The sequence below is a fragment of the Citrobacter sp. RHBSTW-00671 genome, from assembly GCF_014103415.1.
Lineage (GTDB): Bacteria > Pseudomonadota > Gammaproteobacteria > Enterobacterales > Enterobacteriaceae > Citrobacter.
The window spans coordinates 2,693,009-2,718,228 of the sequence record NZ_JABXPR010000001.1 but is presented as its reverse complement, the minus strand read 5'-3'; the positions used below and the strand labels follow the sequence as shown (position 1 = coordinate 2,718,228).

The following is a 25,220-nucleotide window of genomic DNA, read 5'->3' as shown; positions in this document are numbered from 1 at the left end:
CACGATGCTCATTGACGACATTGATTTTGCTGACCTGTACCGCAAACAGTTACTTCTGGCGAAGCGAACCGAGAAAAAACCAGAACACTGGGACAAACGCGCGGAAAAGATGGCAGAGAATTGCGCCTCATTAACCGACAGCTACCTGCTCCAGTTATTGAGCAAGATTGACCTGAAAGGCGCGGAGTCACTGTTTGATATGGGTTGCGGCCCCGGAACGGTTGCGCTGGCGCTGGCCAAAAAAATGCCGATCGTTTACGGCGTTGACTACAGCCAGGGAATGCTGAGCGTTGCCGCTCGCCGTGCCGGGCAGATGGGCGCGCGCCACGTACAGTGGGTGCAGCGCGCATGGGAAGCACACTGGGACGACCTACCCCAATGTGATATTGCCGTTGCCTCACGTTCGACGCTGGTTGCCGATATGCGCCAGGCCATGACCAAACTGAATAATCAGGCACGGCTACGGGTTTACACCACCCATCTCGTCAGTTCCTCATTTGTATCACCTACGATTCAGCGTGCGTTGGGGCGCGAGGTGATTGATCTTCCCAACTATATCTATGCACTGAATGTTTTGTATCAGATGGGCATTCACGCACATGTTGATTTTATCCGTGGACCCAACTGCCAGCAGGACAACAGCACCTGGGCACGTTTTCTGGAGAACGTGCGCTGGAGCATGGGGGAACTGAGCACAGACGAAATTGAGCGTCTGGAACACTGGTACCATCAGCAGGACCCTCGCACCATCGCGCCCGCCAGTCGCGACTGGGCGCTTATCTGGTGGGACAGCGTACCGCGGGAGGCGCTGCAATGATCTACGTCTCACAGGCGCAAGTCGATGCGCTGCTGCTGGAGGATATTCAGGGCGGCGATTTAACAACCCGGGCGTTAGGTATCGGCGAACAGCCGGGGAATATGGATTTTTATCACCGCCAGGGCGGGTGCGTGAGCGGAACCGCTGTGGCCAGACAAATGCTGACATCACTGGGTTTGACCGTTACCGACCTTGTGCCCGATGGCGAACGGGCGAACAGCGGACAGTTACTTCTGCGCGCACACGGTAACGCGGCGGCGTTACACCAGGGCTGGAAAGCGGTACAGAACGTACTGGAATGGAGCTGCGGCGTCTCGCGCTATCTCGACGAGATGCTGAGCATCCTGCGTCAGCGCTATCCGGATGGCCAGATTGCCTGCACCCGTAAAGCTATCCCTAGCACCCGTATGCTGGCGACCCAGGCGATCCTTGCCGCCGGAGGCATTATCCATCGCGGAGGATGCGCCGAAACCGTGCTGCTGTTTGCGAATCATCGCCGTTTTCTTGCCGATCCGCACGACTGGGCTGCGGCAATCGCGCAACTCCGCGCCCATGCGCCAGAAAAAAAGATTGTCGTCGAAGCCGATACCCCCGATGAGGCGCTGGCCGCGCTACATGCAGCCCCTGATGTGCTGCAACTCGATAAGTTTACCCCTGAGCAGGCAGCAGACATCGCTCGCCTGGCTCCTTCTCTGGCCCCCCATTGCACGCTGGCGCTGACTGGCGGCATTACCCTCGCCTCACTGGCGAGTTATCTCGACTGTGGCATCAGGCTCTTTATCACCTCCGCGCCTTACTACGCCCCACCGGCGGATATCAAAGTTAGCCTGAGCCCGGACGCACGTGGCATATAACATTTATAAATGGACTATAAATAATGAATTTCAACAAAAGTTGTCTTTACACAGCCCTGTCGTTTGCTTTCGCGCAAGGTGCTTTTGCTGGGCAGGAAAGCGAAACCATGACCGTCTGGTCTAGTCCGGCCTCCGCCGCAACCACGACGGTTCTCGGCCAGGAAACGATGCAGCAACTGGATAAACAAAACGTGGCGCAGGCGCTAAGCGTCGTTCCCGGCGTCGTGCTGCAAAAATCCGGTAACCGTAATGAGCAACAAGTGAAGGTCCGCGGTTTTGACAGCCGTCAGGTCCCGGCCTTTTTCGACGGTGTTCCGGTGTACATCCCCTACGATGGCAACCTTGATTTAGGCCGTTTTCTGACATCCGATATCGCTTCTGTCGAAGTCTCTAAAGGCTACTCATCTTTGCTACAGGGGCCGAACCAGATGGGCGGCGCTATCAACATCACGACCAAAAAGCCCACCAAGCCGATTGAGGGTTCTCTGGGGTATCGTCAGGGCTGGAGCCGTAGTAAAGACAATGCCCATGATATGCACGCGTCGTTCGGTGCCAGCAACGATCTCGGCTATATCCAGCTCAGTGGTAGCCAGCTAAAACAGGATTTCCTCGGATTACCTCATGGTGTTGATAACCCGGTAGCGGGCAGCAATGGCAAGATGATTAACTCATCAGCCGATGATAAACGCGGCATCGTGAAACTGGGGTTCACGCCACGCGGCGATGATGAGTATGTTCTGACCTACATTAATCAGGACGGCGAAAAAGATAACCCGCCGTATGCCGGAACCAGCAGCCAGAAATCGCGTTATTGGCAATGGCCGCAATATGATAAAGAAAGTTACTACTATCAGGGCACCACGCATTTGGGCGATCGCTTTACATTGAAAAGCCGCCTGTATCGCGACACCTTTGAAAATACGCTGATGATGTACAATTCCCTTGCCGATCTGAAAAATAAGAAAGGCAGCTACAGCCATTATTCTGACTACAGCGACGGCGCAGGTCTGCAGCTTTCCGCTGATATGCGGGAAAACGACCTGCTCTCTTTCGCCGTAAACTGGAAAGACGACGTTCATCGCGAAAAAGGGGCTCCGAATGCCGCTTATGACCGCTACGAAGATCGTACCTGGTCTGTCGCCAGTGAATATCAATGGGCGGCTGCGGATAATGTCGATGTGGTGGCAGGTATCAGCTACGACTGGCGTGACAGCGTAGAGGGGATGAAGCACGAGAAAAACGGCAGCGTTACCCATTATGATGACAACGACCAGTCCGCCTTTAACTGGCAGGTAATGACCAAATACCACTTTGAAAATTCTGACACGTTAGCGCTGTCCTACTCTGACAGAACGCGCTTCCCCACGCTGAAAGAGCGCTACACCACGTCAAAACCGGCTTATAACCAGATAGCGCTGGTCAACCCGCAGCTAAAACCGGAACGCGCCCGTAGCGTCGATCTCACGTGGAACGGTTCGTTCACCCAGAACTGGGGATTCGAAGCCAGCGTGTATTACAACCGCATTACCGATGCGATTCTGTCCCACAATATTGATGCCGACACGATTCAGAACCAAAACAGTGGTCGGGTGGATTACACCGGCCTGGATGCAGGCGTCAAAGGTAAGGTCTTTGACATGCTGGATATGGGGCTGAGCTACGGTCTTATCCATGCTGACGTTAAACGCAGCGACATCGGCAAGATTACCGACCTGCCAACGCAAACCCTGACCGCCTGGATGACGCTGAAACCGTGGGACCCACTCAGCATTACGCTGTCCGAAGAAGCCCGCTCTTCAAGCTATAGCAATTCTGATGGCTCACAAAAAGCGGCCGGGTTCGCCATTACCCACCTCCGGGCAGATTACACCATCGGACATGGCTTTAGCGTTAACGCGTCGGTCAACAACCTGTTTGATACACAGTACGTCTACAGCGAAGGGTTTATCGAAGAAGGTCGCAATTACTGGGCCGGGGTTGAGTATCAATTCTGATATAGCGATGCAGAGAAACGGCCCCGTTCAGGGTAATGCTGTTCAGTTAACGCCTCAGTTTCAGAAAGTATCGCCTGTGAGGGTAGAAGTTATGAATATGCACTCTCAGAGAAAGGGTTCCGTTCACCTCATGTTCATCGCTTCTCTGAAACGCCGGCTCCTGTGAACGTGTAAAGGGCGTTCTCCGCCACGCCCTTTACAATCCCGGCTCCCGGCGGGAAAATTGTTGCTGCGCAATACCCTCCGCTTATTCCTTCAGGCTACCGGGTCGGGCGCGAGGTAGCATCCCTGCAAAACGCGCCCTGAGCCAGCATCCATGCTGGCTCTCCCGGCCTTACGGAAACACGTCGGCAATTTTCAGCCGGACCAGCCCGCACCTCACCTTCTGCGTTTTTGTTTAAACAGCAAAACAGATTTAACTGGAAGCCAGAGAGTTGAAGCGATGACTCTGGTTCCGGCTGAAAATCGATGAGGCGTTGACGGCTGACCGGGGCTGTCCGCAGGGATGCGGACAGAGGGGACGGCCTGCATGGATGCAGGCTCGGCCCCGACCCGACAGGCAGACGGCATAAGACGAATAGCTCGCGTAGCGACGATTTTCCCGCCGGGAGCCTGGGATGCAAGGGAGGCGGCGGTGAGCCTCCCTTGCACGTTCACGGGTATCTGCGCTTCAGAGAAATGACACAACTAAGGTGAACGGAACTCTGAGCAAGAATCACATGTTCACCAGACATGCTTAACTGAACGGCATTACTGCTCGGGGGCCGTTTGATTAATCTCGTCGTACCAGTCGGAAAACACCCAGTACCACAATCGCGCCGACCACGGCCACCAGGAAGCTGTGGAGATTAAACCCACTGACATCACCGCCGATACCAAACATCGTTGCCAACCACCCACCGACCACAGCACCGACAATACCGAGAATGCAGGTCAGGATAAATCCGCCGCCATCACGCCCCGGCATAATCAGCTTGGCGATAACCCCCGCAATCAGACCAAAAATAATCCAGGTAATAATTCCCATTTTCAGGCCCTCTTTCCAGTGAACGCATACGCAAGACATTCCTGCGCCAGCACGTTAAGTATAGGCAAGCCATCGCTACCTGCTGTTTGCACTCAGACTTAATTCATTGGCGTGAGTAAAAAATTTCATCCATTTGTATTAAGTTCCGTCTCGCGATGCCGATAACCCAACGATAAGCCAGGTATCCAGGAGTCATTAGGTGTGAGTAACTACAATGAGCAGTTCCTGAAGCAAAACCCGCTCGCAGTATTAGGGGTTCTCCGGGACTTAAATTCACAGCAGGTTCCACTGCGTATCTCCTGGTCGGGAGGTCAGTTCATCAGCAAAATTCTTGCTGTCAGCCCGGACGAATTGATCATGGATTTTGGCAGTCAGGAGTATGAAAACCAGGCCGTGCAACGCGCCAGCCAGATCTCAATTATCGCCGAAACACAGGGTGCCAAGGTGGAGTTTACCCTCCCGCAACTGACAAAAGGCGAGTATCAACGATTGCCAGCCTTTGTCTCATCGTTGCCACCTTCGCTGTGGTTCGTCCAGCGCCGGGAATACTTCCGCATCGGTGCGCCGTTACATCCGCCCTATCACTGCAAGGCGAAGATGCCGGACAACAGTATCCTGCATTTCCGCTTATTCGATTTGTCTCTTGGCGGCATGGGCGCGCTATTAGAAGGGGCTACACCGGAGGGGCTGGTCGAAGGTATACGCTTCTCGCAGGTTGAGCTGAATATGGAACAATGGGGCGTGTACCACGTTGATGCCCAGCTCATCTCGATTACCGAGCGAAAAGTGATCGACGGGAAAAATGAGACCATCACCACTCCCCGCCTGAGCTTTCGTTTTCTCAACGTCGGCCCGGCGGTGGAGCGGAATTTACAGCGGATTATTTTTTCACTTGAGCGTGAGGCTCGGGAAAAGTCGAATAAAGTACGCGAGTAATATCACGTGCGTTACATCGCATCCAGCGCTCGCTGAAGCTTCCAGATATAACGGGGAGCCTGCGGCGCAGGATGGTTATCGACAACATGCTCAAAAAACTCATCGGCACTCAGATCGTTGATTTTGCTGATGGCTTTTTTCCTGTCAGAGGAGAACGTCCGCAGCAGCGCCCCGGCACCGTTCGCATATGACACCACCAGCGCATATTGCATCACCTGTGGGTCTTCAATTCCCGCCAGCGGACCGGTTTCAAGAATGCTCAGATACGCCGCCCCCATGGAGATATTGCGCTCTGGATTTTTCAGCTCGCTGGTCGACGGCTCTCCGCTCCATCCCATGCGACGATACACATCCCGCCCGGAGGTAGAGGCTTTAAGCTGCATCAGACCGATGGCATTAGATTTACTGACTGCATTGGGGTTACCCCCTGATTCAATAGCGATAATCGCCGTAATCAATTGTGGGCTAACGCCCCAGGCCGCACCGGCTTTTTCACTGATAGGCATCCATTGCATCGCGCGTTTAACCGGAACTTCTGCATTCCATGGCGGATTTTTGTAATCCTGTTTTGAACTACAGCCCGCAAGTATTACAACCAAAAAAGCAAACCATCTCAATTTCACGTCATCTATCCTTATAGCCGGAACCTGTCGCTGAGGTGACAACGACATACCTACGCGGCATGATATACATTTGGTTTTAGTTGTAGCAAGGAAATGCCATGTCCCGGTTTCACTTAATTGCCCCGTCGGGCTACTGTATCAACCAGCAGGCAGCATTACGTGGGCTTGCGCGTCTTACCGAGGCCGGTCATCAGGTCGATAACACTGTCGTCATTGCCCGTCGCTGTCAGCGTTTTGCCGGTACCGAAGCCGAGCGTCTGGCGGATGTGAACTCACTCGTTGAGCTAAAAACGCCTGATACTATTGTGATGGCGGTGCGCGGCGGCTACGGTGCAAGCCGTTTGCTGGCAGATATTGACTGGCAGGCGCTGGCCGTTCGCCAGCAACAGAACCCACTCCTGCTGTGTGGTCACAGCGATTTCACGGCTATTCAGTGCGGGCTGCTGGCGAAGAGTCATGTCATCTCGTTTAGTGGCCCGATGCTGGCGGCTAACTTCGGTGCCGAGGAAATGAACGCCTTTACCGAGCATCATTTTTGGCAGGCTTTGCGCAATGCCGAATTTACCCTCGACTGGCAAGGTCATGGCCCGGATTGCGCTACCGAAGGCACGCTGTGGGGCGGAAATCTGGCGATGCTCATTTCGCTGATGGGGACGCCGTGGATGCCCGCCATTGAGAACGGTATTCTGGTGCTGGAAGACATCAACGAGCACCCGTTTCGCATCGAGCGCATGCTGCTGCAACTTTATCATGCTGGGGTCCTCGCCCGCCAGAATGCCATCATTCTCGGCAGTTTTAGCGGCAGTGCACCTAATGATTATGATGCCGGTTATAGTCTTGATTCAGTCTGCGCGTTTTTGCGTGCCAAATTATCGGTTCCACTGTTAAGCGGCCTCGATTTTGGCCATGAACAACGCACCGTCACCTTACCTTTAGGGGCCAAAGCCGTGCTGAAAAATGATAAAAACGGCAGTCAACTCACAATCTCCGGACATCCGGTGCTTAAATCGTAAAAAAAGCCTGCCTCAGGGCTAAGTAAAACGCTGTTTCTGTCGTTATTATGTTAGGGTTTATTAATACGAAACAGCGTAATTCAGGAGTAACCGAACGTTGGATGCCGCAGCAATCATTAGCCTTTTTATTTTGGGTTCCGTTCTCGTCACCTGCAGTATCTTGCTTAGTTCATTCTCATCACGTCTTGGTATCCCGATTCTGGTGATTTTCCTCGCTATTGGCATGTTAGCGGGCGTGGACGGTGTTGGCGGCATTCCTTTTGATAACTACCCGTTTGCCTACATGGTCAGTAACCTGGCGTTGGCCGTGATCCTGCTTGACGGCGGGATGCGAACTCAGGCCAGCTCCTTTCGTGTTGCGCTAGGCCCGGCATTATCGCTGGCGACCGTGGGCGTACTGATTACCTCTGGTTTAACCGGCATGATGGCGGCATGGCTGTTTCATCTGGATCTCATCGAAGGGCTGCTGATTGGCGCGATTGTCGGCTCAACCGATGCCGCAGCGGTATTTTCGCTGCTCGGCGGGAAGGGGCTGAACGAACGTGTGGGTTCGACGCTGGAAATTGAGTCAGGTAGTAATGACCCGATGGCCGTATTTCTGACCATTACGCTTATCGAAATGATCCAGAACCACGAGACCGGTTTAAGCTGGATGTTCGCCGTGCATATTATCCAGCAGTTTGGCTTAGGTATCGCTATCGGTCTCGGCGGTGGATACCTGCTCCAGCAGATGATTAACCGTATTTCTCTGCCTGCCGGGCTGTATCCGCTGCTGGCCTTAAGCGGCGGTATCCTCATTTTTGCCCTAACTACCGCGCTTGAAGGCAGCGGTATTCTGGCGGTTTATCTGTGTGGTTTCCTGCTGGGTAATCGCCCCATCCGCAACCGATTCGGTATTCTGCAAAACTTTGACGGACTGGCCTGGCTGGCGCAAATTGCCATGTTCCTGGTGCTGGGATTGCTGGTGACGCCGTCTGACCTGTTGCCTATTGCGATTCCGGCGCTGATTTTGTCTGCCTGGATGATTTTCTTCGCGCGTCCGTTGTCGGTGTTCGCCGGATTGCTGCCATTTCGTGGTTTCAATCTGCGCGAGCGCATTTTCATTAGCTGGGTTGGCTTGCGCGGCGCGGTACCCATTATCCTTGCCGTCTTCCCGATGATGGCGGGTCTGGAAAATGCGCGTTTGTTCTTTAACGTCGCATTCTTTGTGGTACTGATCTCGCTGCTGTTCCAGGGAACGTCGCTGTCGTGGGCCGCCAAAAAAGCCAAAGTCGTGGTACCTCCCGTTGGCTGGCCGGTGTCGCGCATTGGTCTTGATATTCACCCGGATAATCCCTGGGAGCAGTTCGTTTACCAGTTGAGTGCCGATAAATGGTGCGTAGGGGCCGCATTGCGTGACCTGCATATGCCTGAGGAAACGCGTATTGCCGCACTGTTTCGTGACAACGTGCTGTTTCACCCCTCAGGCAGTACCCGCCTGCGTGAAGGCGATGTGCTGTGCGTCATTGGTCGCGAACGCGACCTGCCCGCCTTAGGCAAGCTGTTCAGCCAGTCGCCGCCAGTGTCGTTAGACCAGCGCTTCTTTGGTGATTTTATTCTCGAAGCCAGCGCGAAATATGCCGATGTGGCTCTGATTTATGGTCTGGAAGATGGCACCGGGTATCGCGATAAGCAGCAAACGCTGGGGGAAATTGTTCAGCAGCTGTTGGGTGCTGCGCCGGTCGTCGGTGACCAGGTGGAATTTGCCGGTATGATCTGGACGGTCGCCGAGAAAGAAGATAATGCCGTGCTGAAAGTGGGTGTCCGCGTAGCAGAAGATGAGGATGAATAACGCGGATATTTTTTGCCGGGTGGCGGCTGCGCCTTACCCGGCCTACAAATGTACTGCTTCTGTAGGCCTGAAAGCTGCGCGCCATCAGGCAACTCTACAAAAGTTACACCGTCACTACCGGCACGCGCAGCGCCAGCGAGCACATTAATTCATAGCCCACCGTGCCCGCCGCTGTCGCCACATCGTCGATTTTAATCTCTTTGCCCCACAGTTCCACAGGCGTTCCTATCCCCGCCTGTGGGCATGGCGTCAGGTCTACCGCCAGCATATCCATGGATACCGTGCCGACCGTCCCGGTCCGTACACCGTCCACCAGCACCGGTGTCCCACTTGGCGCATGGCGCGGATAACCATCGGCATAGCCTGTCGCCACAATCCCTATGCGCTGTTCACCGCTGGCAGTGTAACGACCGCCGTAACCCACCCGGTCACCCGCTTTCAGCGTTTGCACGCCGATAATCTCACTGCTCAGCGTCATCACTGGCTTAAGTCCGGTGTTGGCAATATCCCGCCATTGTCCCGACGGCGACGCGCCGTACAGAATAATACCCGGACGAACCCAGTCATAATGCGCTTGTGGGTGCCACAGCGTCGCAGCCGAATTCGACAGCGAACGTCGACACTCCAGCCCTTCCGTTGCCTGCGCAATACGCGCCATCGCGTCCTTGATGCCATCCGGATGTTCAGCATCAGCAAAATGCGACATCAGCGTCATCTCACCCACGTTAGGCATTGCCCGCAACTGTTGCCAGACGGTCGCTACTCTCTCTGGTAAGAAACCCAGCCGGTTCATGCCGCTATTCACCTTCAGGTAAATATCCAGCGGCGCGTTCAGGCGGGCATTTTGCAACGCTTTGAGCTGCCAGTTACTGTGGACACTGGTGGTCAGACGATATGTGTCATACACCGTCAGGTCTGCGGCATGGAAAAAACCCTCCAGCATTAAAATCGGTCCTTTCCATCCCCGCTCCCGCAGGGTGATCGCCTCCTCGAGATTGAGCATAGCGAAACCATCGGTCGCTCCCAGTGCATTCCAGACACGTTCTATACCGTGTCCGTAGGCATTGGCTTTTACGACCGACCAGACGCGGGAGTCCGGCGCAGCCTGACGCGTAATGGTCAGATTTTGTTTCAACGCCTGCAGGTCAATGCTGGCCAGTATCGGGCGGGTCATCTCGCGTCCTTATTAGTTATGTACACCGTGTAAATGCCGCGGGCGAGACGGAGTAAATCCCGGACTGTAACGCGCCACGCTCAGATCGTCATAAGGTATGGCTGGCGTGCGACCAGAGAGAATATCGCTCAGTAACTGACCCGATCCACAGGCCATTGTCCAACCCAATGTGCCATGACCCGTATTGAGCAGCAGATTCTTAAAGCGGGTACGCCCCACCACTGGCGTTCCGTCTGGCGTCATCGGACGCAGCCCGGTCCAGAAGGTGGCTTGTTCAACATGACCGCCGCGCGGAAAGAGATCGCGCACCACCATCTCCAGCGTTTCACGACGTGGTTGTAGTAGCTCGGTATTAAAACCAACAATCTCTGCCATACCGCCAACACGAATACGCTCATCAAAACGGGTAATGGCGATTTTGTAGGTTTCATCAAGAATAGTGGAAACCGGCGCACCATCATCTTCTGCCACCGGAATGGTTAATGAGTAGCCCTTAAGCGGATACACCGGAATATCAACGATCCCTTTGAGCATCGCCGTGGAGTACGAGCCAAAGGCCATAACATAGGCATCGGCTTTGATAACTTCGTCGCCACACTGGACACCATATATTTGCTCGCCTTCGCTGAGTAGCTTATCGACAGGAGTGTTAAAACGGAATTTTACCCCCGCCTGCTCGGCCATTTGCGCCAGACGCTGGGTAAACAGCTGACAGTCACCGGTTTCGTCATTCGGTAACCGTAACCCGCCTGTTAGTTTGTGCGCGACCTCTGCCAGCGCAGGTTCGACTTCCGCCAGACGATTTGCCTCCAGAAGTTGGTACGGCACACCGGCATCTTCCAGCACGGCAATATCACGCGTGGCGTTCTCATACTGTTGAGCAGTTCTAAACAGTTGTAACGTACCGCCCTGACGACCCTCATACTCGATCCCCGTGGTGGCTCGCAGCGCCTTCAGACAATCACGGCTGTATTCCGCCAGACGCACCATACGCCCTTTGTTTTCCATGTAGTGGCTGGTGTCGCAGTTGCGCAGCATTTGCCACATCCACTTCAGTTGGAACTGCGTGCCGTCGAGGCGTACAGCCAACGGCGCGTGGCGCTGAAACATCCATTTAATCGCTTTTAGCGGTACGCCTGGCGCCGCCCACGGCGCGGCATAACCAGGAGAGATTTGCCCGGCATTCGCCGCACTGGTTTCCAGTGCCGGACCCGGCTCACGATCGATGACGGTGACATCGTGTCCAGCCTGACTTAAATACCAGGCGCTGGTCACGCCAACGACGCCACTTCCCAGTATGACAACTCGCATAGCCACTCCGTTAACAGTAAAAGAACAATCTTCTAATTACATCTTGATAACTCAGTTGAAAATATTATTCAACATATGGCTTTTTTATGGTGATGTATCTCACACATAGCAGTGATTGCAGGGAAGTCTCTGCTTTGGCATCTCCTGCTGCGCGTAAATTTTATCCAGCATAAAATTTTATTACCTCGACGTTTTTCGACGCTTCGCTGACGTGAAATCGCAAAGAAAAAACTTCTCCTGCAGCACGCTTTTTAACACCATGATCTATGCTTGAAATGAGGTACTCCAGACAGAGAGTGCCGCCAACAATGAGGGTGCGCGAATGGCTACGATTGATTCCATGAACAAGGACAGCACACGGTTAAGCGATGGACCCGACTGGACGTTTGATCTGCTGGATGTCTATCTGGCAGAGATAGACCGCGTGGCGAAACTCTACAGGCTGGATACCTACCCGCACCAAATCGAGGTGATCACCTCTGAGCAAATGATGGACGCCTACTCCAGCGTCGGGATGCCAATCAACTATCCGCACTGGTCGTTTGGTAAAAAGTTTATTGAAACCGAACGCCTGTACAAGCACGGTCAGCAAGGACTGGCCTATGAGATTGTTATTAACTCCAACCCGTGTATCGCGTACCTGATGGAAGAGAACACCATCACCATGCAGGCACTGGTCATGGCGCATGCCTGCTATGGACATAACTCGTTCTTCAAGAATAACTACCTGTTCCGCAGTTGGACGGACGCCAGCTCCATCGTCGATTACCTGATCTTCGCACGAAACTACATTACCCAGTGTGAAGAGCGTTACGGTGTTGATGAAGTTGAGAAACTCCTCGACTCCTGCCATGCGCTGATGAATTACGGCGTTGACCGCTATAAACGCCCGCAAAAAATCTCACTACAGGAAGAGAAGGCCCGGCAGAAAAGCCGTGAGGAGTATCTGCAAAGTCAGGTGAATATGCTGTGGCGTACGTTGCCGAAGAAAGAGGAAGAGAAGACCATCTCTACCGCACGGCGTTATCCTTCTGAGCCGCAGGAAAACCTGCTGTATTTTATGGAGAAAAACGCCCCACTGCTTGAGTCCTGGCAGCGAGAGGTCCTGCGTATTGTGCGCAAGGTAAGCCAGTATTTTTATCCGCAGAAACAGACTCAGGTGATGAACGAGGGATGGGCAACCTTCTGGCACTACACTATCCTCAATCATCTTTATGATGAAGGCAAAGTCACCGAGCGCTTTATGCTGGAGTTTCTGCATAGCCATACCAACGTGGTATTCCAGCCACCGTATAACAGTCCATGGTATAGCGGGATAAACCCTTATGCGCTGGGTTTTGCTATGTTCCAGGATATCAAACGTATTTGTCAGTCGCCCACCGAGGAGGACAAATACTGGTTCCCCAATATTGCGGGTTCCGACTGGCTGGAAACGCTGCATTTCGCAATGCGCGATTTTAAAGATGAGAGCTTTATCAGCCAGTTCCTGTCACCGAAAGTGATGCGTGATTTCCGCCTGTTCACGGTGCTGGATGATGACCGCCATAATTACCTGGAAATTTCAGCGATTCACAATGAGGAGGGGTATCGCGAGATCCGTAACAGGCTATCATCGCAATATAACCTGAGCAACCTGGAGCCGAATATTCAAATCTGGAATGTCGATCTGCGCGGCGACCGTTCACTGACCTTGCGTTACATCCCACATAACCGCGCGCCGTTGGATAAAGGACGCAAAGAAGTGTTGAAGCATGTTCATCGGCTGTGGGGATTTGATGTGATGCTGGAGCAGCAAAATGAGGACGGCAGCGTTGAGCTGCTGGAGCGTTGCCCGCCAAGGATGAACGGCCTGTAAAGCTGATTGCCGGAGGCGGTGTAAACACCTTATCCGGCCTACGACGCAGACGCATTGTAGGCCGGATAAGACACTTTGGCGTCACCATCCGGCATTGCGCGATTAGCGTCCCTGAATAGCTAAATCGCCCGGTAAATTCTTCTGCATACGGTGCCAAATCTCGCCACTGTCGTGACCATAACGGCGCACCGTTTCATAGACCGAATCATGAGCGCCCTGCTCACACAGCTCTGACAGCTTACGGTAGAAGTTCAGCGCCAGGCCGCGCGCTTCCGGGTTGGCAAAGTAATGACGGCCAATACGCGTATAAAGTCCTTTCATGCCGTTGAGGATCAAACCGTAAATCGGATTGCCCGACGCAAATGCCAGACCGCGGAAAATGTTGTAGTCCAGATCGGCAAACGCGTCAGCATGGTCAGCAACCTGATTCGCCGTGGCCAAAACGTCCTGGGCTTTATCAGGATGTTGGCGGAATGCGGTGCGAATAAAGATCGTCGAGATGTTGGTACGCACAGACAGCAGATTATCAATCAACTGCGGAACGCTTTCGTGATCGAGACGCGCCAACGTTTCCAGAATATTCAGTCCGGAGGTTTCCCAGAAGTTATTCACTTTCGTCGGTTTGCCGTGTTGAATGGTCAACCAGCCGTCCCGCGCCAGACGCTGCAATACTTCGCGTAACGTGGTACGTGTTACTCCAATAAGTTCGGAGAGTTCACGTTCAGCGGGCAAAATAGTGCCAGGTGGGAAGCGGTTATTCCAGATACTCTCAATGATGTACTCTTCCGCGAACCCAGCCGGGCTTTGCGCCTTAATGACCATAGTAAAAATTCCATTACACAGCAAAACATAGTTATACACATCATACCAGATGGGTATCTTAGCTGATAGCTGACGCAATGAAGAAAAAGTGGATCAAGGCTTCATTTTCCAAATAACGCTACAGTACAGCCAACCTTGCCAGTCTCGTGAATAGCTTGCCTGTACTCCCACCTCCCGCTAAGCTTTGCGGTCAAACATAAAAACATGATTTCATTTTTAAAGGTAGGGAAATCACCATGGAGCTATCATGGGGCCGCGCGATGTGGCGCAATTTTTTAGGTCAATCACCAGACTGGTACAAACTTGCACTGCTTGTCTTCTTAGTTGTTAACCCGATTATTTTTTTCATCAACCCTTTTATCGCCGGTTGGTTGCTGGTGGCCGAATTCATTTTTACGCTGGCAATGGCGCTTAAATGTTATCCACTGTTGCCGGGCGGGCTGTTAGCCATCGAAGCAGTCGTCATCGGCATGACCAGCGCCGCACATGTTCGTGAAGAAGTTGCCGCCAACCTTGAAGTGCTCTTGCTGCTGATGTTTATGGTGGCGGGCATCTACTTTATGAAGCAACTGCTGCTGTTTATTTTTACCCGACTGCTGCTCAGTATTCGCTCCAAGATGCTGCTGTCGCTGGCCTTTTGTGTTGCTGCTGCCTTCCTTTCTGCGTTCCTCGACGCACTGACCGTGGTCGCGGTCGTGATCAGCGTGGCGGTCGGTTTTTACGGTATCTACCATCGCGTCGCCTCGTCCCGCCCGGAAGATAACAATTTGCTGGATGACAGCCATATCGACCAGCACAATAAAGCCGTACTCGAGCAGTTCCGCGGTTTTCTGCGCAGCCTGATGATGCACGCGGGAGTCGGCACCGCGTTAGGCGGTGTGATGACCATGGTTGGCGAACCGCAGAACCTGATTATCGCCAAAGCGGCTGGCTGGCATTTTGGTGATTTTTTCCTGCGCATGTCACCGGTCACCGTTCCGGTGTTGATTTGCGGTCTGCTCACCTGCCTGCTGGTTGAAAAGTTACGTTGGTTTGGCTACGGAGAAACATTACCGGAAGCGGTCCGTGGCGTTCTGCAACAGTTTGACGATGAAAGCCGTCAACAACGTACCCGCCAGGATAAAATCAAGCTGATTATTCAGGCTGTTATCGGCGTATGGCTGGTCGTCGCCCTCGCGCTGCATCTGGCAGAAGTCGGATTAATTGGCCTCTCGGTGATTATTCTGGCGACTTCGTTAACCGGTGTCACTGACGAACACGCTATTGGTAAAGCCTTCACCGAATCGCTGCCCTTCACCGCGCTGCTTACCGTATTTTTCTCCGTGGTTGCGGTGATTATCGATCAGCAACTCTTTGCGCCGATTATTCAGTTTGTTTTGCAGTCTTCTGAACATGCACAGCTGACCCTGTTCTATCTTTTCAACGGCCTGCTGTCGTCAATTTCAGACAACGTCTTTGTTGGCACAATTTACATCAACGAAGCGAAAGCGGCGCTGGAGCACGGGACGATTAGCCTGAATCAATATGAACTGTTAGCGGTGGCGATTAATACCGGAACCAACCTGCCTTCCGTGGCGACACCAAATGGTCAGGCGGCATTCTTGTTCCTGCTTACCTCCGCACTGGCACCACTGATTCGCCTCTCCTATGGCCGTATGGTGTGGATGGCATTGCCGTATACGATCGTCCTGACGCTGGTGGGTCTGTTGTGCGTAGAGTTCACGCTGGTCCCCGTGACCGAATGGATGATGCAAACAGGCTGGTTAGCTACACTTTCATAACAATAAACCGGGTAAATCACTGCCCGGTTTGACTTTTTGCATGATAATTATCCGATTACACAATATTTCAATTGCCGCTAGTGGCGCATAAATTGAATTGGTTTAAACTGCGGTCTCTACGCATGTTGCAGGGAAATTATTATGTTGCGATTTTTAAACCAGTGCTCCCGTGGGCGTGGAGCATGGTTATTGCTGGCGCTCACCGCCCTGGCGTTGGAACTTGTTGCCTTGTGGTTCCAGCATGTCATGCTGCTTAAACCTTGCGTGTTGTGTATTTACGAACGTAGCGCATTATTTGGCGTGATGGGTGCTGGTCTGGTGGGCGCCATCGCCCCAAAAACGCCGCTGCGTTATGTGGCGATGCTTATCTGGATTTACAGCGCCTGGCGCGGACTTCAGTTAGCGTATGAACACACGATGATTCAGCTGCACCCGTCACCGTTCATGACCTGTGATTTTGCTGCGCGCTTCCCGAGTTGGTTACCGCTGGATAAATGGCTGCCGCAGGTATTTATGGCTTCCGGTGACTGTGCTGAGCGTCAGTGGTCATTTTTAACCCTGGAGATGCCGCAGTGGCTGCTGGGGATTTTTGCCGCCTATCTGGTCGTTGCCGTGTTGGTGCTGATAGCACAGCCGTTCAAACCGAAAAAACGTGACCTCTTCGGTCGCTAACAGAGACGCTCCTTCGGGAGCGTTTTTTTTGCCTTAAATTCATTGCCTGCTGGCATCTATAAGATGTATATTAAATACATCTTATAGATGCCCCACAAAGGAGATGTCTTATGTCCCATTTACGCATCCCGGCAAACTGGAAAGTTAAACGCTCCACTCCCTTCTTTACGAAAGACAATGTCCCGGCCGCTCTGCTTTCTCACCACAACACTGCAGCGGGCGTTTTTGGACAACTCTGCGTGATGGAAGGCACTGTAACGTATTACGGTTTTGCCAATGAAGACGCAAAAGAACCTGAAGTAAAAGTGGTCATTAATGCCGGACAGTTCGCGACCAGCCCACCGCAGTACTGGCATCGCGTTGAATTAAGCGACGATGCGCAGTTCAACATTAATTTCTGGGTTGAAGATGACAACCATAGTGATGAGATGTATCAGGCGAAAAAGTCTTAATCCTTAACGCCTGTTAATCGATGGGCGGCTTAGTCCGCCCATGAAGGTTTGTTCAGAATAGGCGGCACTATTAATTTATAGTGCGTCGAAGTGAGCAGAAAGCAGTCGTAAAGCAGAGTGTTAGCGCAAGACGAATCACCACCTTCCGAGGTTTTGAGTTGTTTTGCGCTAATTTTTTGCCCCATCCATGCCACATCACACACCCATCTTCGAAAAACATGCAAAGCCTTGCAAACCGATGCAAAGCTTTGTGCATCCATCTTTTTCTCAATTAAAAACTTCCAAATCTGTATTTATTGGCTCTGATAAATTTCATTTATCCCTGATCACATCACCTATTGGCTCTAATCAAGGAATACTCCTATATCAAAAAGTGTATAATCGACACCCTCTATAACAAAATCATATCCTCCAACCGCTGGGTATTAGCAAGAAAAAGGACGCACGATGCGCAGGTCTACAATCATAGGAGCAATAGCCATTGTTGCTCTATGGATGGTAACGGCAATAACTTTATATAATTACAACTACGGATCACCATCAGACAAGAGCCACTGGAACCTGCGGTGGGAGAACAATGAAGCAGCGAGTCATTTTTTCAACACGTTGAAGCGATATGATACGTTGCCTTTTAGTAAACATTACTTTGCAGTTGGTCGCCCATGCACTGTTCTTAGCACCCCTTGCGTTGAAACAAAAGGCCCATCAGTACACGAGTCAGCCATTATCCCATCACCTAGAATAAATAATGACGCCGTATACTCATCATTTCCACCTGGAGCTATGATTATAGCTTATGGAGTAATAAAACCTGCATCATTATTGTCTGGCATACCTATTTCATGGGAGATGCTGCAATGGGTTAACATGCTGTTCTGGATTATCTCAGTAATCCTGACGTATTTTGCCATTTCTATTTTTACACAAAAATCAAAATACAGTGCTGTAATTTCTTTTCTTTCAGTCATTCCGATGATATACGCTGTAGAGCCAATGCACTCACACCAGATATCAATGTGGGCCCATCAAACATTCCAGATATTTGCATCGGCGGCATTGCTTTTATTGGCTATCGGGATAAACAGAAAAACTGTTATAGCGCTAGGGGTGTTGTCTGCAGTAGCTTGCTGGGTTGAGTGGACAGCATACCTGATGTGCGTAGCGGTATTTTTTGTGGTGCTTATTAGCGATATAAAAAATAAATCTGGCTATAAAAACACCATTATCTATTCTGGTATAGCCATTCTTGGCGGTCTGACTCTGTTGTGGTACTACTCGTTCATGGTAGGACTTGGTCCTTACTTCAAAGAGCTTTCTAACAGAGCAGCATCCAGGGGATTAGAGGTTGCGTATGTTGGATGGAATGACTGGTGGCTGTCAGTTTATCAGTCATATGGTCCATGGTTGATATCATCAATCCTCATGGTTGTTGCATCACTTTTTGTCAAAAAAAGCGATTCTTTCAGTAAAGATAACTATATAACTGCATACATTCTTATTGCTGTTGTTGGTATTCTGCTGATAGAGAACGTAGCCATGTTTGAGCACGCGATAATTTACACATTCGACAGGCTTAAGATAGGGTTTTTGATAGCACTTCTTTTCGCGTTGTCGGCAATGAGAATGGAAAAAGCAGGTAGGTCTGCATTGATTCTTATTGCTATCATCTGCGTTCTGGCATCAATGTTCAGTCTTAACCAATACCTTGAATATTACCCAAGATACTGGAAGTGATTGAAAGCGGCCTGATGGCCGCTTTTCATATTACTCAGCGAATGGCTTTCCATCTCCACGCCGGAGCAGTTTCCGTATATCTAATGGCAATTTGCTCTCCAACATCGATGGTGAACTCACCACTTTTAAAACCTGTGTCCTCTCCATTGATGAAGATACTGGTAGTGCCAAGCGCAAGGTAAACAAGAACCCTCTGCAATTGACCTGTTTTGTTTTGACAGGCTATATCAGTAGCGGGAACCGCTGGATTTGGTTGGTCTGGATAAAAACCAGTAACCATTAATTTTTCATGACTATGCGTTGGTCCAAAAAATTTACCAGTATAAAGATTTGAATAAACACGACCTAGCCTGATGTCATCAATTAAAACAGCCTTTCTGTCACCTTGTTCAATATTTATTACATAGTTGTCTGCCGGTTCGTCATCAGCATAGGGATCTCGAATATCGACAAATGGAGAAATAAATCTAATCTTTTCGAGGTGAATATCTCTGCTATAGACACCATAATGAATATTCTCCATGTCCAGAGATGTAAACACTATGCTGTGGTTATTTGCTGATACCGCTCCAAAATACAGCCCATACTTAGCATTTGATATACTGCCACCATTCCATGTTGTGAACTGAACCTTATCCATTTCTACAGATTTTCCATAGTTAGGATATCCTGTAACAACAACGTTATTAAAAGTGCAATCAAAAAGCCAGTTAAGTTTCAGAACGATCCTGTCATCTGTAACAGTTCCAACTCTGGTATCAGATGCGAAGTGAACCTGATCAAAACTCCAGTTTCCGAAGTTATCAGTGAAGTCCTCAAGTCCAAATATAATGGCAGCACCAGAAAGAGGGGATGCTGAGAACCCTATTCTGCTAATTTTACCCTGGAAACAGTCTGGTCCTTCAGCACCTTTCGAATTGTAAAAATGAATTGCATTGGCATCGGTTGCACTGGAGAACAGTATGTTTTCATATGCTCCATCGCCAGAAAGTTCACCAAAGTTTCTGGTGGGTGATATATTCAAATCAAACAATATGCGCTCAACAGATCGGTAATTGCCTCTCGGAACATACCCATTCATGTTCTCAGACAGCATTTTGTTTACGAATTTTTTAATAGGCTTCGTATTATCATCAGCATTAACTCGTGTAGCACCATATCATAGGATATTTACCTTCCTTCCTGAAGCGCAACGAACCCAAGCACCCTTCCCGGTAGGTGATGTTTCACCAACTTTATCCAGCCAGTCATCACGACCAGCCAGAGAGCCATCCCAAGGTACTGTGGAGCTTACTATGAATGCTCCATCATGCTTGCTCTTTTCCATGTCAGGATCGAAAACGAAATGCCCACCTCCATATGGCCGGTAATTTCCAGTAGCATCAACTGACCATCCATCAAACATTGATATCACGTTTACAGTTACTTTCCTGTCTGGTGTGAAACCATAGAGATTGTGCACTGCCTGAATCATAGAGTTGTTGAGCCTTTCTGCTACCGTGCTATTACCTATACCAATTAAATCTGCACCGCCTTGCCCAGCCAAACCCTGTCTTAACTGATCCGGGGCGTATTTCAGTATGTTTGGGAAGTAGTGTTGCTGAACACCCGCGGCGTCATATACAGACATTGCATAACCTTCAACGGTAACAAACTTTGAAATCTGTCCGTTGTAAACAGGATATCCGCCTGCATTGATGATAATTGGCTGAGAAACTGGGACGTGTGACCCATCCTCATTCTCCAGATAAACCTGCACATAGTTTTGCTGCGCCCGGAGCATAGCAAATGTCAGACATTACAGCCAATATTGTTGTAAGCATGCCAGCTCAATTGTTTACCTTGGCACGCTCATTTAAAGCTAACTTTAATGGCAAAATATACATTTCAAAAATAGATACACCTCCTGGTGAGATGACTGATCCTGATAACTGCACAAGCTAAAACTTGCGCAACGTTGCGGTGAATTTGGATTATAATGATTTGAAATTCAGGAGGATTTATGGAACGTGATTTGCTGAACTTTGCTTTGTTACTCTGCGGTGTTGTTGTAGGAAAGTTGCTATTCGCTTAACGTTTCTGACTTAGCGCCCTGAGCAACAGAGTTAACAACTTGCTCAACATCTGCTAACGCCTTCTCAAATGCCGTAGATCCACGAGGCGTGTTGGCAAGACGAAGCATTGCGTTACGTGCCGGTTCACTCTCATACATTCTCGCCAGCAATCCATAACCACCACCAACCCCAACGAGTGCCGGGTTCGTTGCAGATCCGATACCTAAAATGAACGGGATTGTCTGCTGACCTGTTGGCGTTGTTACCCCGGCCTGACCTGCTCGCTTGGTTGACTCAAGGTAGTTCTTCAGTCCTTTCAGATATGCAGCATCTCGTCCTTTAAAAGCGATTCCCGTCTGGTTTGACATCAAGTTAACCTGGCGCAGGAATTGGTCTGGAGAACCACCTGATTTCTCCATAGCCTTTCCGATGATGCCATTACGCATTTGAGCTCGCCCCACCTGTCCGACAGACCGATACAGATTCTGAACCTCTGATTTGTTCTTGCTGAAAAGCATGTTGTTTACCACTTCAGGAGTTAGGTCTCCTTTCATGATCACATTCTTGAGGCGAGTATTCTGTAGTTTGTTGGCTTCGTCAGCGTAGATGGAGTTAGCTTGCTTATAACGACGCAGGCTGTCATTACCAATGATTCTGCCCTATAGCGCTGTCGATATCTCCGGTAATTGCGTTGTAGACTCGATAAACTGCAGCCTCAGATCTGTTAATTAGAGCCTGACGCTCTCCCTTCACGTCCTGTCTGAATTGGCTGCGCAATGCACTTAGTTGCTGCAGATCCATAGCCATTGGTCCGCTTGCCCCGGCATTGCGAGATAACTCGTCCCTGTATATTTTAAGCTTTGAGATGGTTTCGTTATCGGCAGCGCCTCCAAGCTTCTGCAAATCAGCGATTTCATTATCAATTTGCTGAATAGCACGACCTGGCTGGATGTTAACTCCTGCCATGGCGTTCTGTACCTGTTCCAGACGATTTCCAGCAGCTCTGCGAATTCCAGATGATTTAGCCTTCAGGCTACCAACCACAATCGACGGTTCATACTCACCAAATCGCGATGCAAACTCATCTACCAACTGGCTGCGAGCTTCCTGCTGTCCAGCTCGCATTGAGCTTGTGCCGGCGAACGGGATGTTTTCAGCTGCGGTTTGCGCCATGCGACCGACACGGGAATTTGGCTGCAAAACGTCAGTCGTATGCAGAGGAACGTCAGCAGCATTAGCGAACTGAATAGCCTGTTGCGCTTCTGGTGCTATCGTACCGCGGATTCCACGATAGACAGCCCCTGCGGCACGGCCCAACTGGTTAATAGCCCCACCAAGTGCAACACCAGTACCTAGATCTGCTGCCAGAGCTTCAGGATTATCACGTTCACTATTTGCAGCCAGAGAACCAACAGCGTTCTCTGCAAGCAAACGTGATGCGCCCTGAGCAACACGTCCTGCAATAGATGGAGCCTGTGCTGCAATTCGTTCTGCTCCTACTGGAGTCAGGTATGGAAGCGCTTCTGAGAAGATTTTACCTTCTGTTGTCTGAGGAGTAAGCGCCCCCTGCTGCAAACCGAAGTCCTGCTCAAGCCCTTGGGTCGTGACGCGTGGAGCTGGTTGATAAGTTCCATCTCCTATACCAAGCTTCTGACCAGCCCATGCCCCGGCACTGGCTACTGCATCAGCCATGATGCCGGAATATTCGCCAGATTAACGCCAGCCTGAAGCAATCCGCGCCCAGTCTCTGCAGCAGCATTGCCAAGGTCAGACATGAATCCATCTTCTTGCTGTGGTTGAACCGATTCCTGCGTCTGCTGTACAGGTTGTTGAGTTGTTGGGGGCGGGTAAGCAGCGTAGAAAGCCTGCTTGGCCTGCTCTGCATCGCTTCCTGCTTGTGGGGAGACTACTTCATTGAAGTATTGCTCCTGCGCCTGTGCTTTCTGCTCTGGTGCTAATGCCTAGTACTGTTGAGAGGCAATAACGTCTTTCCATGCCTTAGCCATTAATCACCCCATAGAGACTGGTAACCCGATGTTTTCGATTGCGTTGGTTGTTGTGCTGCCGTCAGTGATGTTTGCTGTTGCCGCTGCCCACCATTACCAACATCAACCTGATACTGCTGGTTGTAGTTGTCGGTGTACTGCTTAATTTCTCGAATAGACTTCTGCATAGCTTGAGGGCTTGAATAGTCAACCTGCGGCATGCCCTGAAAGTACATCTTCGCCTCTGCAACGGTGTTGATGCCTGATGCGCCCATATCACGAGCTGCGGCAATGCCCTGATTTTGCATTTTTCCCTGAATGCGCTTGGTAGCATTGAAAAGTTGGCGCTGGTCACCACCACTCCACCGGCTTCTAGCTTCTGCATCCCATGATGGAGTGCCACTACCTCCAGTAATCCCCGTCATAAACCCCAATTGATCTGGTGATGCTTTGAATATTGCATCAAGGTCTTTCTTCATCCCGTAATTTTGCGCACTGGCGGCCGATGTAGGAGGTGCAGCGATGGCATTGGCAGGAACTCTGACCATATTCCCATAGTCATCAACGCCCTCATAGAATGCATTAGCACCCGCTCCGTGGAGCTTTCCTCCAATATTTACAGTGCGCCCGTCAGCTAACTGAACTACTCGGCTACCTATGCAGGTTGATTACCCCGCATGGCGGTACCGTTCTTGATCCATGGATGGGTAGCGGGAGCACGGGTCGAGCAGCCATAGAAGAAGGTTTCAGCTTCATCAGAATAGACATGAATCCTGACTACGCGACAATCGCATCGGCGCGAATAGCTCACTCCTTCAAAAAGACGACGGAGGCCGTATGAAGCTATGCTTGTTGGGCATTAAGCGCCGGAGTCAATCCCAACTTCATTGCAGCTCAAATGGGGCATACATCGGCACAGATGGTTTACAGCATTTACGGTAAATGGATGTCCGACAACAATGACAATCAACTGGCAATATTGAATGCTAATTTCGAAGGTGATGCCCCACAGGCGCCCCATGCCCAAAACGAGTAAACACAAACTCCTTTAACATCATGACGTTAGTCCGCCCATGAAGGTTTGTTCAGAATATGGTCCTGCCAGTCACGCACTTCTGATTCCTTCACCGCGATATGGCGTACTGAAATACGCTCACCGTGCATTGCCGCCTTTGACCCCGTCAGCAATGGGTGCCAGTCCGGTAACCCTTTCCCTTCCGCTAATAAACGATAGGCGCAGGTCATCGGCAACCATTCAAAGGTTGGCAGGTTATCACGCGTGAGTTTGATGCAATCGGGCTCGTATTCAAATCGACGTTCATAATTACGGCACTGGCAGGTTTTGATATTGAGTTGCTTGCACGCGACGTTGGTAAAGTAGATTTCGTCGGTGTCTTCATCCATCAGCTTATGCAGGCAGCATTGGCCGCACCCATCACATAATGACTCCCACTCGGCATCGGTCATTTCATCAAGGGTTTTACTTTGCCAGAAAGGTATGTCGCTCATCAGGGTATCCGCTATTTCACTAAAGCTGCACCTTATAACCAGTCTGGCACGTTGATGCAAGTTTTGCCGCCCGAAATAGGCGGCAAGCAGAGATTACAACACCCGGGTGGTTAGCGTCTGACCATGGAAACTGATAGCCAGTTCATCACCGCTGTGTAACGGCCCAACGCCTGCTGGCGTCCCGGTCAATACCACATCACCGGCTTTAAGCGTGAAGAATCGGCTCATGTAAGCAATCAATGGAACAATATGATGGATCATATCCGCCGTAGTGCCCTGCTGGCGTACTTCGCCATTCACCGTTAATCCGAGCTGAGTATCCTGCGGATCACCGTTAAATTCCGCGACCGGAATAAACCCGGACAGCGGACAAGAGTTGTCAAAACCCTTCGCTTTTTCCCACGGCTGACCCGCTTTTTTCATTTTGCCCTGGATATCACGCAGGGTCAGGTCCAGCGCCACACCATAGCCAGCGATGGCTTTGCGCACATGCTCTTCTGTCGCCTGGCGCAGGGTTGCCCCGATCAGCACGGCCAGTTCAACTTCGTGATGAACGGAACCCATATCCGCCGGAATAACCAGCGGTTGGCGCAAATCACACAGCGCAGTTTCAGGCTTAATAAACAACACCGGCTCTTCCGGCGTTGCTCCCCCCATCTCTTTAATATGGTTTGCATAATTGCTACCTACGCAAACCACTTTGCTCACCGGATAATCCAGCAGAGCACCATGCCAGTTGTGATGTTGATACATTACTTTCCCCTAACGTAGTCATA

At 51.0% G+C, this 25,220-nt stretch carries 20 protein-coding genes and 5 pseudogenes; 14 read left to right on the top strand and 11 right to left on the bottom strand.

Going from position 1 to position 25,220, the window contains the following annotated elements:
* Positions 1–4: 4 nt before the first annotated feature.
* Genes HV261_RS13090 through HV261_RS13080 form a run of 3 tightly spaced genes read left to right on the top strand, consistent with a single transcriptional unit; the run spans position 5 to position 3,665 of the window.
* Positions 5–817 (top strand): class I SAM-dependent methyltransferase, encoded by an 813-nt coding sequence (locus HV261_RS13090; protein ID WP_202038459.1) that lies wholly within the window; start codon positions 5–7, stop codon positions 815–817.
* On the top strand, positions 814–1,671 hold the full coding sequence (modD, locus tag HV261_RS13085) for a ModD protein (RefSeq protein WP_202038458.1): 858 nt from the start codon (positions 814–816) through the stop codon (positions 1,669–1,671). The genes HV261_RS13090 and modD overlap by 4 nt, the downstream gene beginning before the upstream one ends.
* A 23-nt stretch (positions 1,672–1,694) precedes the next feature.
* Positions 1,695–3,665 carry a TonB-dependent receptor plug domain-containing protein gene (locus HV261_RS13080; RefSeq protein WP_202038457.1) on the top strand — a complete coding sequence of 657 codons (1,971 nt, stop codon included), beginning with the start codon at positions 1,695–1,697 and terminating at the stop codon, positions 3,663–3,665.
* A gap of 772 nt (positions 3,666–4,437) precedes the next feature.
* On the opposite strand, the gene HV261_RS13075 is transcribed toward HV261_RS13080, so the two are convergent.
* Positions 4,438–4,692 carry a GlsB/YeaQ/YmgE family stress response membrane protein gene (locus tag HV261_RS13075; RefSeq protein WP_114681720.1) on the bottom strand — a complete coding sequence of 85 codons (255 nt, stop codon included), beginning with the start codon at positions 4,690–4,692 and terminating at the stop codon, positions 4,438–4,440.
* 201 nt (positions 4,693–4,893) lie between these two features.
* On the opposite strand from HV261_RS13075, the gene ycgR reads away from it, so the two are divergent.
* Entirely contained in the window at positions 4,894–5,628 is a 735-nt protein-coding gene (gene ycgR, locus HV261_RS13070; protein WP_202038456.1) for a flagellar brake protein YcgR, read from the top strand.
* An 11-nt stretch (positions 5,629–5,639) separates the two neighbouring features.
* Here the strand turns inward: ycgR and emtA are convergent, their stop codons facing one another.
* Complete coding sequence (gene emtA, locus HV261_RS13065) at positions 5,640–6,251, bottom strand: membrane-bound lytic murein transglycosylase EmtA (RefSeq protein ID WP_040232326.1); 612 nt, start codon at positions 6,249–6,251, stop codon at positions 5,640–5,642.
* Between the two features lie 98 nt (positions 6,252–6,349).
* On the opposite strand from emtA, the gene ldcA reads away from it, so the two are divergent.
* Positions 6,350–7,264 (top strand): muramoyltetrapeptide carboxypeptidase, encoded by a 915-nt coding sequence (ldcA, locus tag HV261_RS13060; RefSeq protein ID WP_202038455.1) that lies wholly within the window; start codon positions 6,350–6,352, stop codon positions 7,262–7,264.
* 97 nt (positions 7,265–7,361) lie between these two features.
* Entirely contained in the window at positions 7,362–9,095 is a 1,734-nt protein-coding gene (locus HV261_RS13055; RefSeq protein WP_040232328.1) for a potassium/proton antiporter, read from the top strand.
* 103 nt (positions 9,096–9,198) lie between these two features.
* Here the strand turns inward: HV261_RS13055 and dadX are convergent, their stop codons facing one another.
* Together dadX and HV261_RS13045 are read right to left on the bottom strand one after the other, a co-directional pair.
* Positions 9,199–10,269: a catabolic alanine racemase DadX gene (dadX, locus tag HV261_RS13050; RefSeq protein WP_202038454.1), complete on the bottom strand. Its 1,071-nt coding sequence runs from the start codon at positions 10,267–10,269 to the stop codon at positions 9,199–9,201.
* Positions 10,270–10,281: 12 nt separating this feature from the next.
* Positions 10,282–11,580: a D-amino acid dehydrogenase gene (locus tag HV261_RS13045; protein WP_005122256.1), complete on the bottom strand. Its 1,299-nt coding sequence runs from the start codon at positions 11,578–11,580 to the stop codon at positions 10,282–10,284.
* A gap of 322 nt (positions 11,581–11,902) precedes the next feature.
* On the opposite strand from HV261_RS13045, the gene HV261_RS13040 reads away from it, so the two are divergent.
* Complete coding sequence (locus tag HV261_RS13040) at positions 11,903–13,435, top strand: SpoVR family protein (RefSeq protein ID WP_048211425.1); 1,533 nt, start codon at positions 11,903–11,905, stop codon at positions 13,433–13,435.
* Positions 13,436–13,537: 102 nt separating this feature from the next.
* Here the strand turns inward: HV261_RS13040 and fadR are convergent, their stop codons facing one another.
* Positions 13,538–14,257, bottom strand: a complete 720-nt coding sequence (gene fadR, locus HV261_RS13035) for a fatty acid metabolism transcriptional regulator FadR (RefSeq protein WP_137381648.1) — start codon at positions 14,255–14,257, stop codon at positions 13,538–13,540.
* Positions 14,258–14,493: 236 nt separating this feature from the next.
* Between fadR and nhaB the strand changes: the two genes are divergently transcribed.
* The 4 genes from nhaB (at position 14,494) to HV261_RS13015 (ending at position 18,896) form a co-directional block, all read left to right on the top strand.
* Positions 14,494–16,038 (top strand): Na(+)/H(+) antiporter NhaB, encoded by a 1,545-nt coding sequence (gene nhaB / locus HV261_RS13030; protein ID WP_202038453.1) that lies wholly within the window; start codon positions 14,494–14,496, stop codon positions 16,036–16,038.
* Positions 16,039–16,179: 141 nt separating this feature from the next.
* The gene (dsbB, locus tag HV261_RS13025) at positions 16,180–16,710 is read left to right on the top strand and encodes a disulfide bond formation protein DsbB (protein WP_005122248.1); all 531 of its coding nucleotides are present in this window, start codon (positions 16,180–16,182) and stop codon (positions 16,708–16,710) included.
* Positions 16,711–16,820: 110 nt separating this feature from the next.
* On the top strand, positions 16,821–17,162 hold the full coding sequence (locus HV261_RS13020) for a TehB family protein (RefSeq protein ID WP_016153372.1): 342 nt from the start codon (positions 16,821–16,823) through the stop codon (positions 17,160–17,162).
* Between the two features lie 447 nt (positions 17,163–17,609).
* The gene (locus HV261_RS13015) at positions 17,610–18,896 is read left to right on the top strand and encodes a hypothetical protein (protein ID WP_326929144.1); all 1,287 of its coding nucleotides are present in this window, start codon (positions 17,610–17,612) and stop codon (positions 18,894–18,896) included.
* Positions 18,897–18,930: 34 nt separating this feature from the next.
* Here the strand turns inward: HV261_RS13015 and HV261_RS13010 are convergent, their stop codons facing one another.
* On the bottom strand, positions 18,931–19,929 hold the full coding sequence (locus HV261_RS13010) for a hypothetical protein (protein WP_202038452.1): 999 nt from the start codon (positions 19,927–19,929) through the stop codon (positions 18,931–18,933).
* Positions 19,930–20,412: 483 nt separating this feature from the next.
* A pseudogene (locus HV261_RS27690) lies at positions 20,413–20,664 on the bottom strand (phage tailspike protein); the annotation flags it as partial.
* A gap of 20 nt (positions 20,665–20,684) precedes the next feature.
* On the opposite strand from HV261_RS27690, the pseudogene HV261_RS13000 reads away from it, so the two are divergent.
* A pseudogene (locus HV261_RS13000) lies at positions 20,685–20,828 on the top strand (phage tailspike protein); the annotation flags it as partial.
* A 130-nt stretch (positions 20,829–20,958) separates the two neighbouring features.
* Here HV261_RS13000 and HV261_RS12995 read toward each other — a convergent pair.
* Positions 20,959–22,956, bottom strand: a pseudogene (locus HV261_RS12995) (P22-gp16 family phage DNA ejection protein).
* Positions 22,956–23,591 (bottom strand): annotated as a pseudogene (locus HV261_RS12990) (DNA transfer protein); the annotation flags it as partial. The pseudogenes HV261_RS12990 and HV261_RS12995, both read right to left, overlap by 1 nt.
* Positions 23,592–23,599: 8 nt before the next feature.
* Between HV261_RS12990 and HV261_RS27985 the strand changes: the two are divergent.
* A complete protein-coding gene (locus tag HV261_RS27985) occupies positions 23,600–23,776 on the top strand; it encodes a DNA methyltransferase (RefSeq protein WP_220472505.1) in 177 nt (58 codons plus the stop codon).
* Positions 23,777–23,971: pseudogene (locus tag HV261_RS27980) on the top strand (site-specific integrase); the annotation flags it as partial. It abuts the gene before it with no gap.
* Between the two features lie 26 nt (positions 23,972–23,997).
* On the opposite strand, the gene ycgN reads toward HV261_RS27980, so the two are convergent.
* On the bottom strand, positions 23,998–24,444 hold the full coding sequence (ycgN, locus tag HV261_RS12980) for a cysteine cluster protein YcgN (RefSeq protein ID WP_005122244.1): 447 nt from the start codon (positions 24,442–24,444) through the stop codon (positions 23,998–24,000).
* Between the two features lie 93 nt (positions 24,445–24,537).
* Positions 24,538–25,197 carry a fumarylacetoacetate hydrolase family protein gene (locus HV261_RS12975; RefSeq protein ID WP_048211422.1) on the bottom strand — a complete coding sequence of 220 codons (660 nt, stop codon included), beginning with the start codon at positions 25,195–25,197 and terminating at the stop codon, positions 24,538–24,540.
* Positions 25,198–25,220 lie beyond the last annotated feature (23 nt).

Excerpts from the sequence above, each read along its gene's own strand:
- modD (WP_202038458.1), top strand. The coding sequence starts at position 814 with ATGATCTACGTCTCACAGGCGCAAGTCGATGCGCTGCTGCTGGAGGAT.
- HV261_RS13045 (WP_005122256.1), bottom strand. The coding sequence starts at position 11,580 with ATGCGAGTTGTCATACTGGGAAGTGGCGTCGTTGGCGTGACCAGCGCC.
- nhaB (WP_202038453.1), top strand. The coding sequence starts at position 14,494 with ATGGAGCTATCATGGGGCCGCGCGATGTGGCGCAATTTTTTAGGTCAA.
- HV261_RS13020 (WP_016153372.1), top strand. The coding sequence starts at position 16,821 with ATGTCCCATTTACGCATCCCGGCAAACTGGAAAGTTAAACGCTCCACT.
- dadX (WP_202038454.1), bottom strand. The coding sequence starts at position 10,269 with ATGACCCGCCCGATACTGGCCAGCATTGACCTGCAGGCGTTGAAACAA.
- ldcA (WP_202038455.1), top strand. The coding sequence starts at position 6,350 with ATGTCCCGGTTTCACTTAATTGCCCCGTCGGGCTACTGTATCAACCAG.
- HV261_RS13090 (WP_202038459.1), top strand. The coding sequence starts at position 5 with ATGCTCATTGACGACATTGATTTTGCTGACCTGTACCGCAAACAGTTA.
- fadR (WP_137381648.1), bottom strand. The coding sequence starts at position 14,257 with ATGGTCATTAAGGCGCAAAGCCCGGCTGGGTTCGCGGAAGAGTACATC.
- HV261_RS13075 (WP_114681720.1), bottom strand. The coding sequence starts at position 4,692 with ATGGGAATTATTACCTGGATTATTTTTGGTCTGATTGCGGGGGTTATC.
- dsbB (WP_005122248.1), top strand. The coding sequence starts at position 16,180 with ATGTTGCGATTTTTAAACCAGTGCTCCCGTGGGCGTGGAGCATGGTTA.
- ycgN (WP_005122244.1), bottom strand. The coding sequence starts at position 24,444 with ATGAGCGACATACCTTTCTGGCAAAGTAAAACCCTTGATGAAATGACC.
- HV261_RS12975 (WP_048211422.1), bottom strand. The coding sequence starts at position 25,197 with ATGTATCAACATCACAACTGGCATGGTGCTCTGCTGGATTATCCGGTG.
- HV261_RS13080 (WP_202038457.1), top strand. The coding sequence starts at position 1,695 with ATGAATTTCAACAAAAGTTGTCTTTACACAGCCCTGTCGTTTGCTTTC.
- HV261_RS13040 (WP_048211425.1), top strand. The coding sequence starts at position 11,903 with ATGGCTACGATTGATTCCATGAACAAGGACAGCACACGGTTAAGCGAT.
- HV261_RS13015 (WP_326929144.1), top strand. The coding sequence starts at position 17,610 with ATGCGCAGGTCTACAATCATAGGAGCAATAGCCATTGTTGCTCTATGG.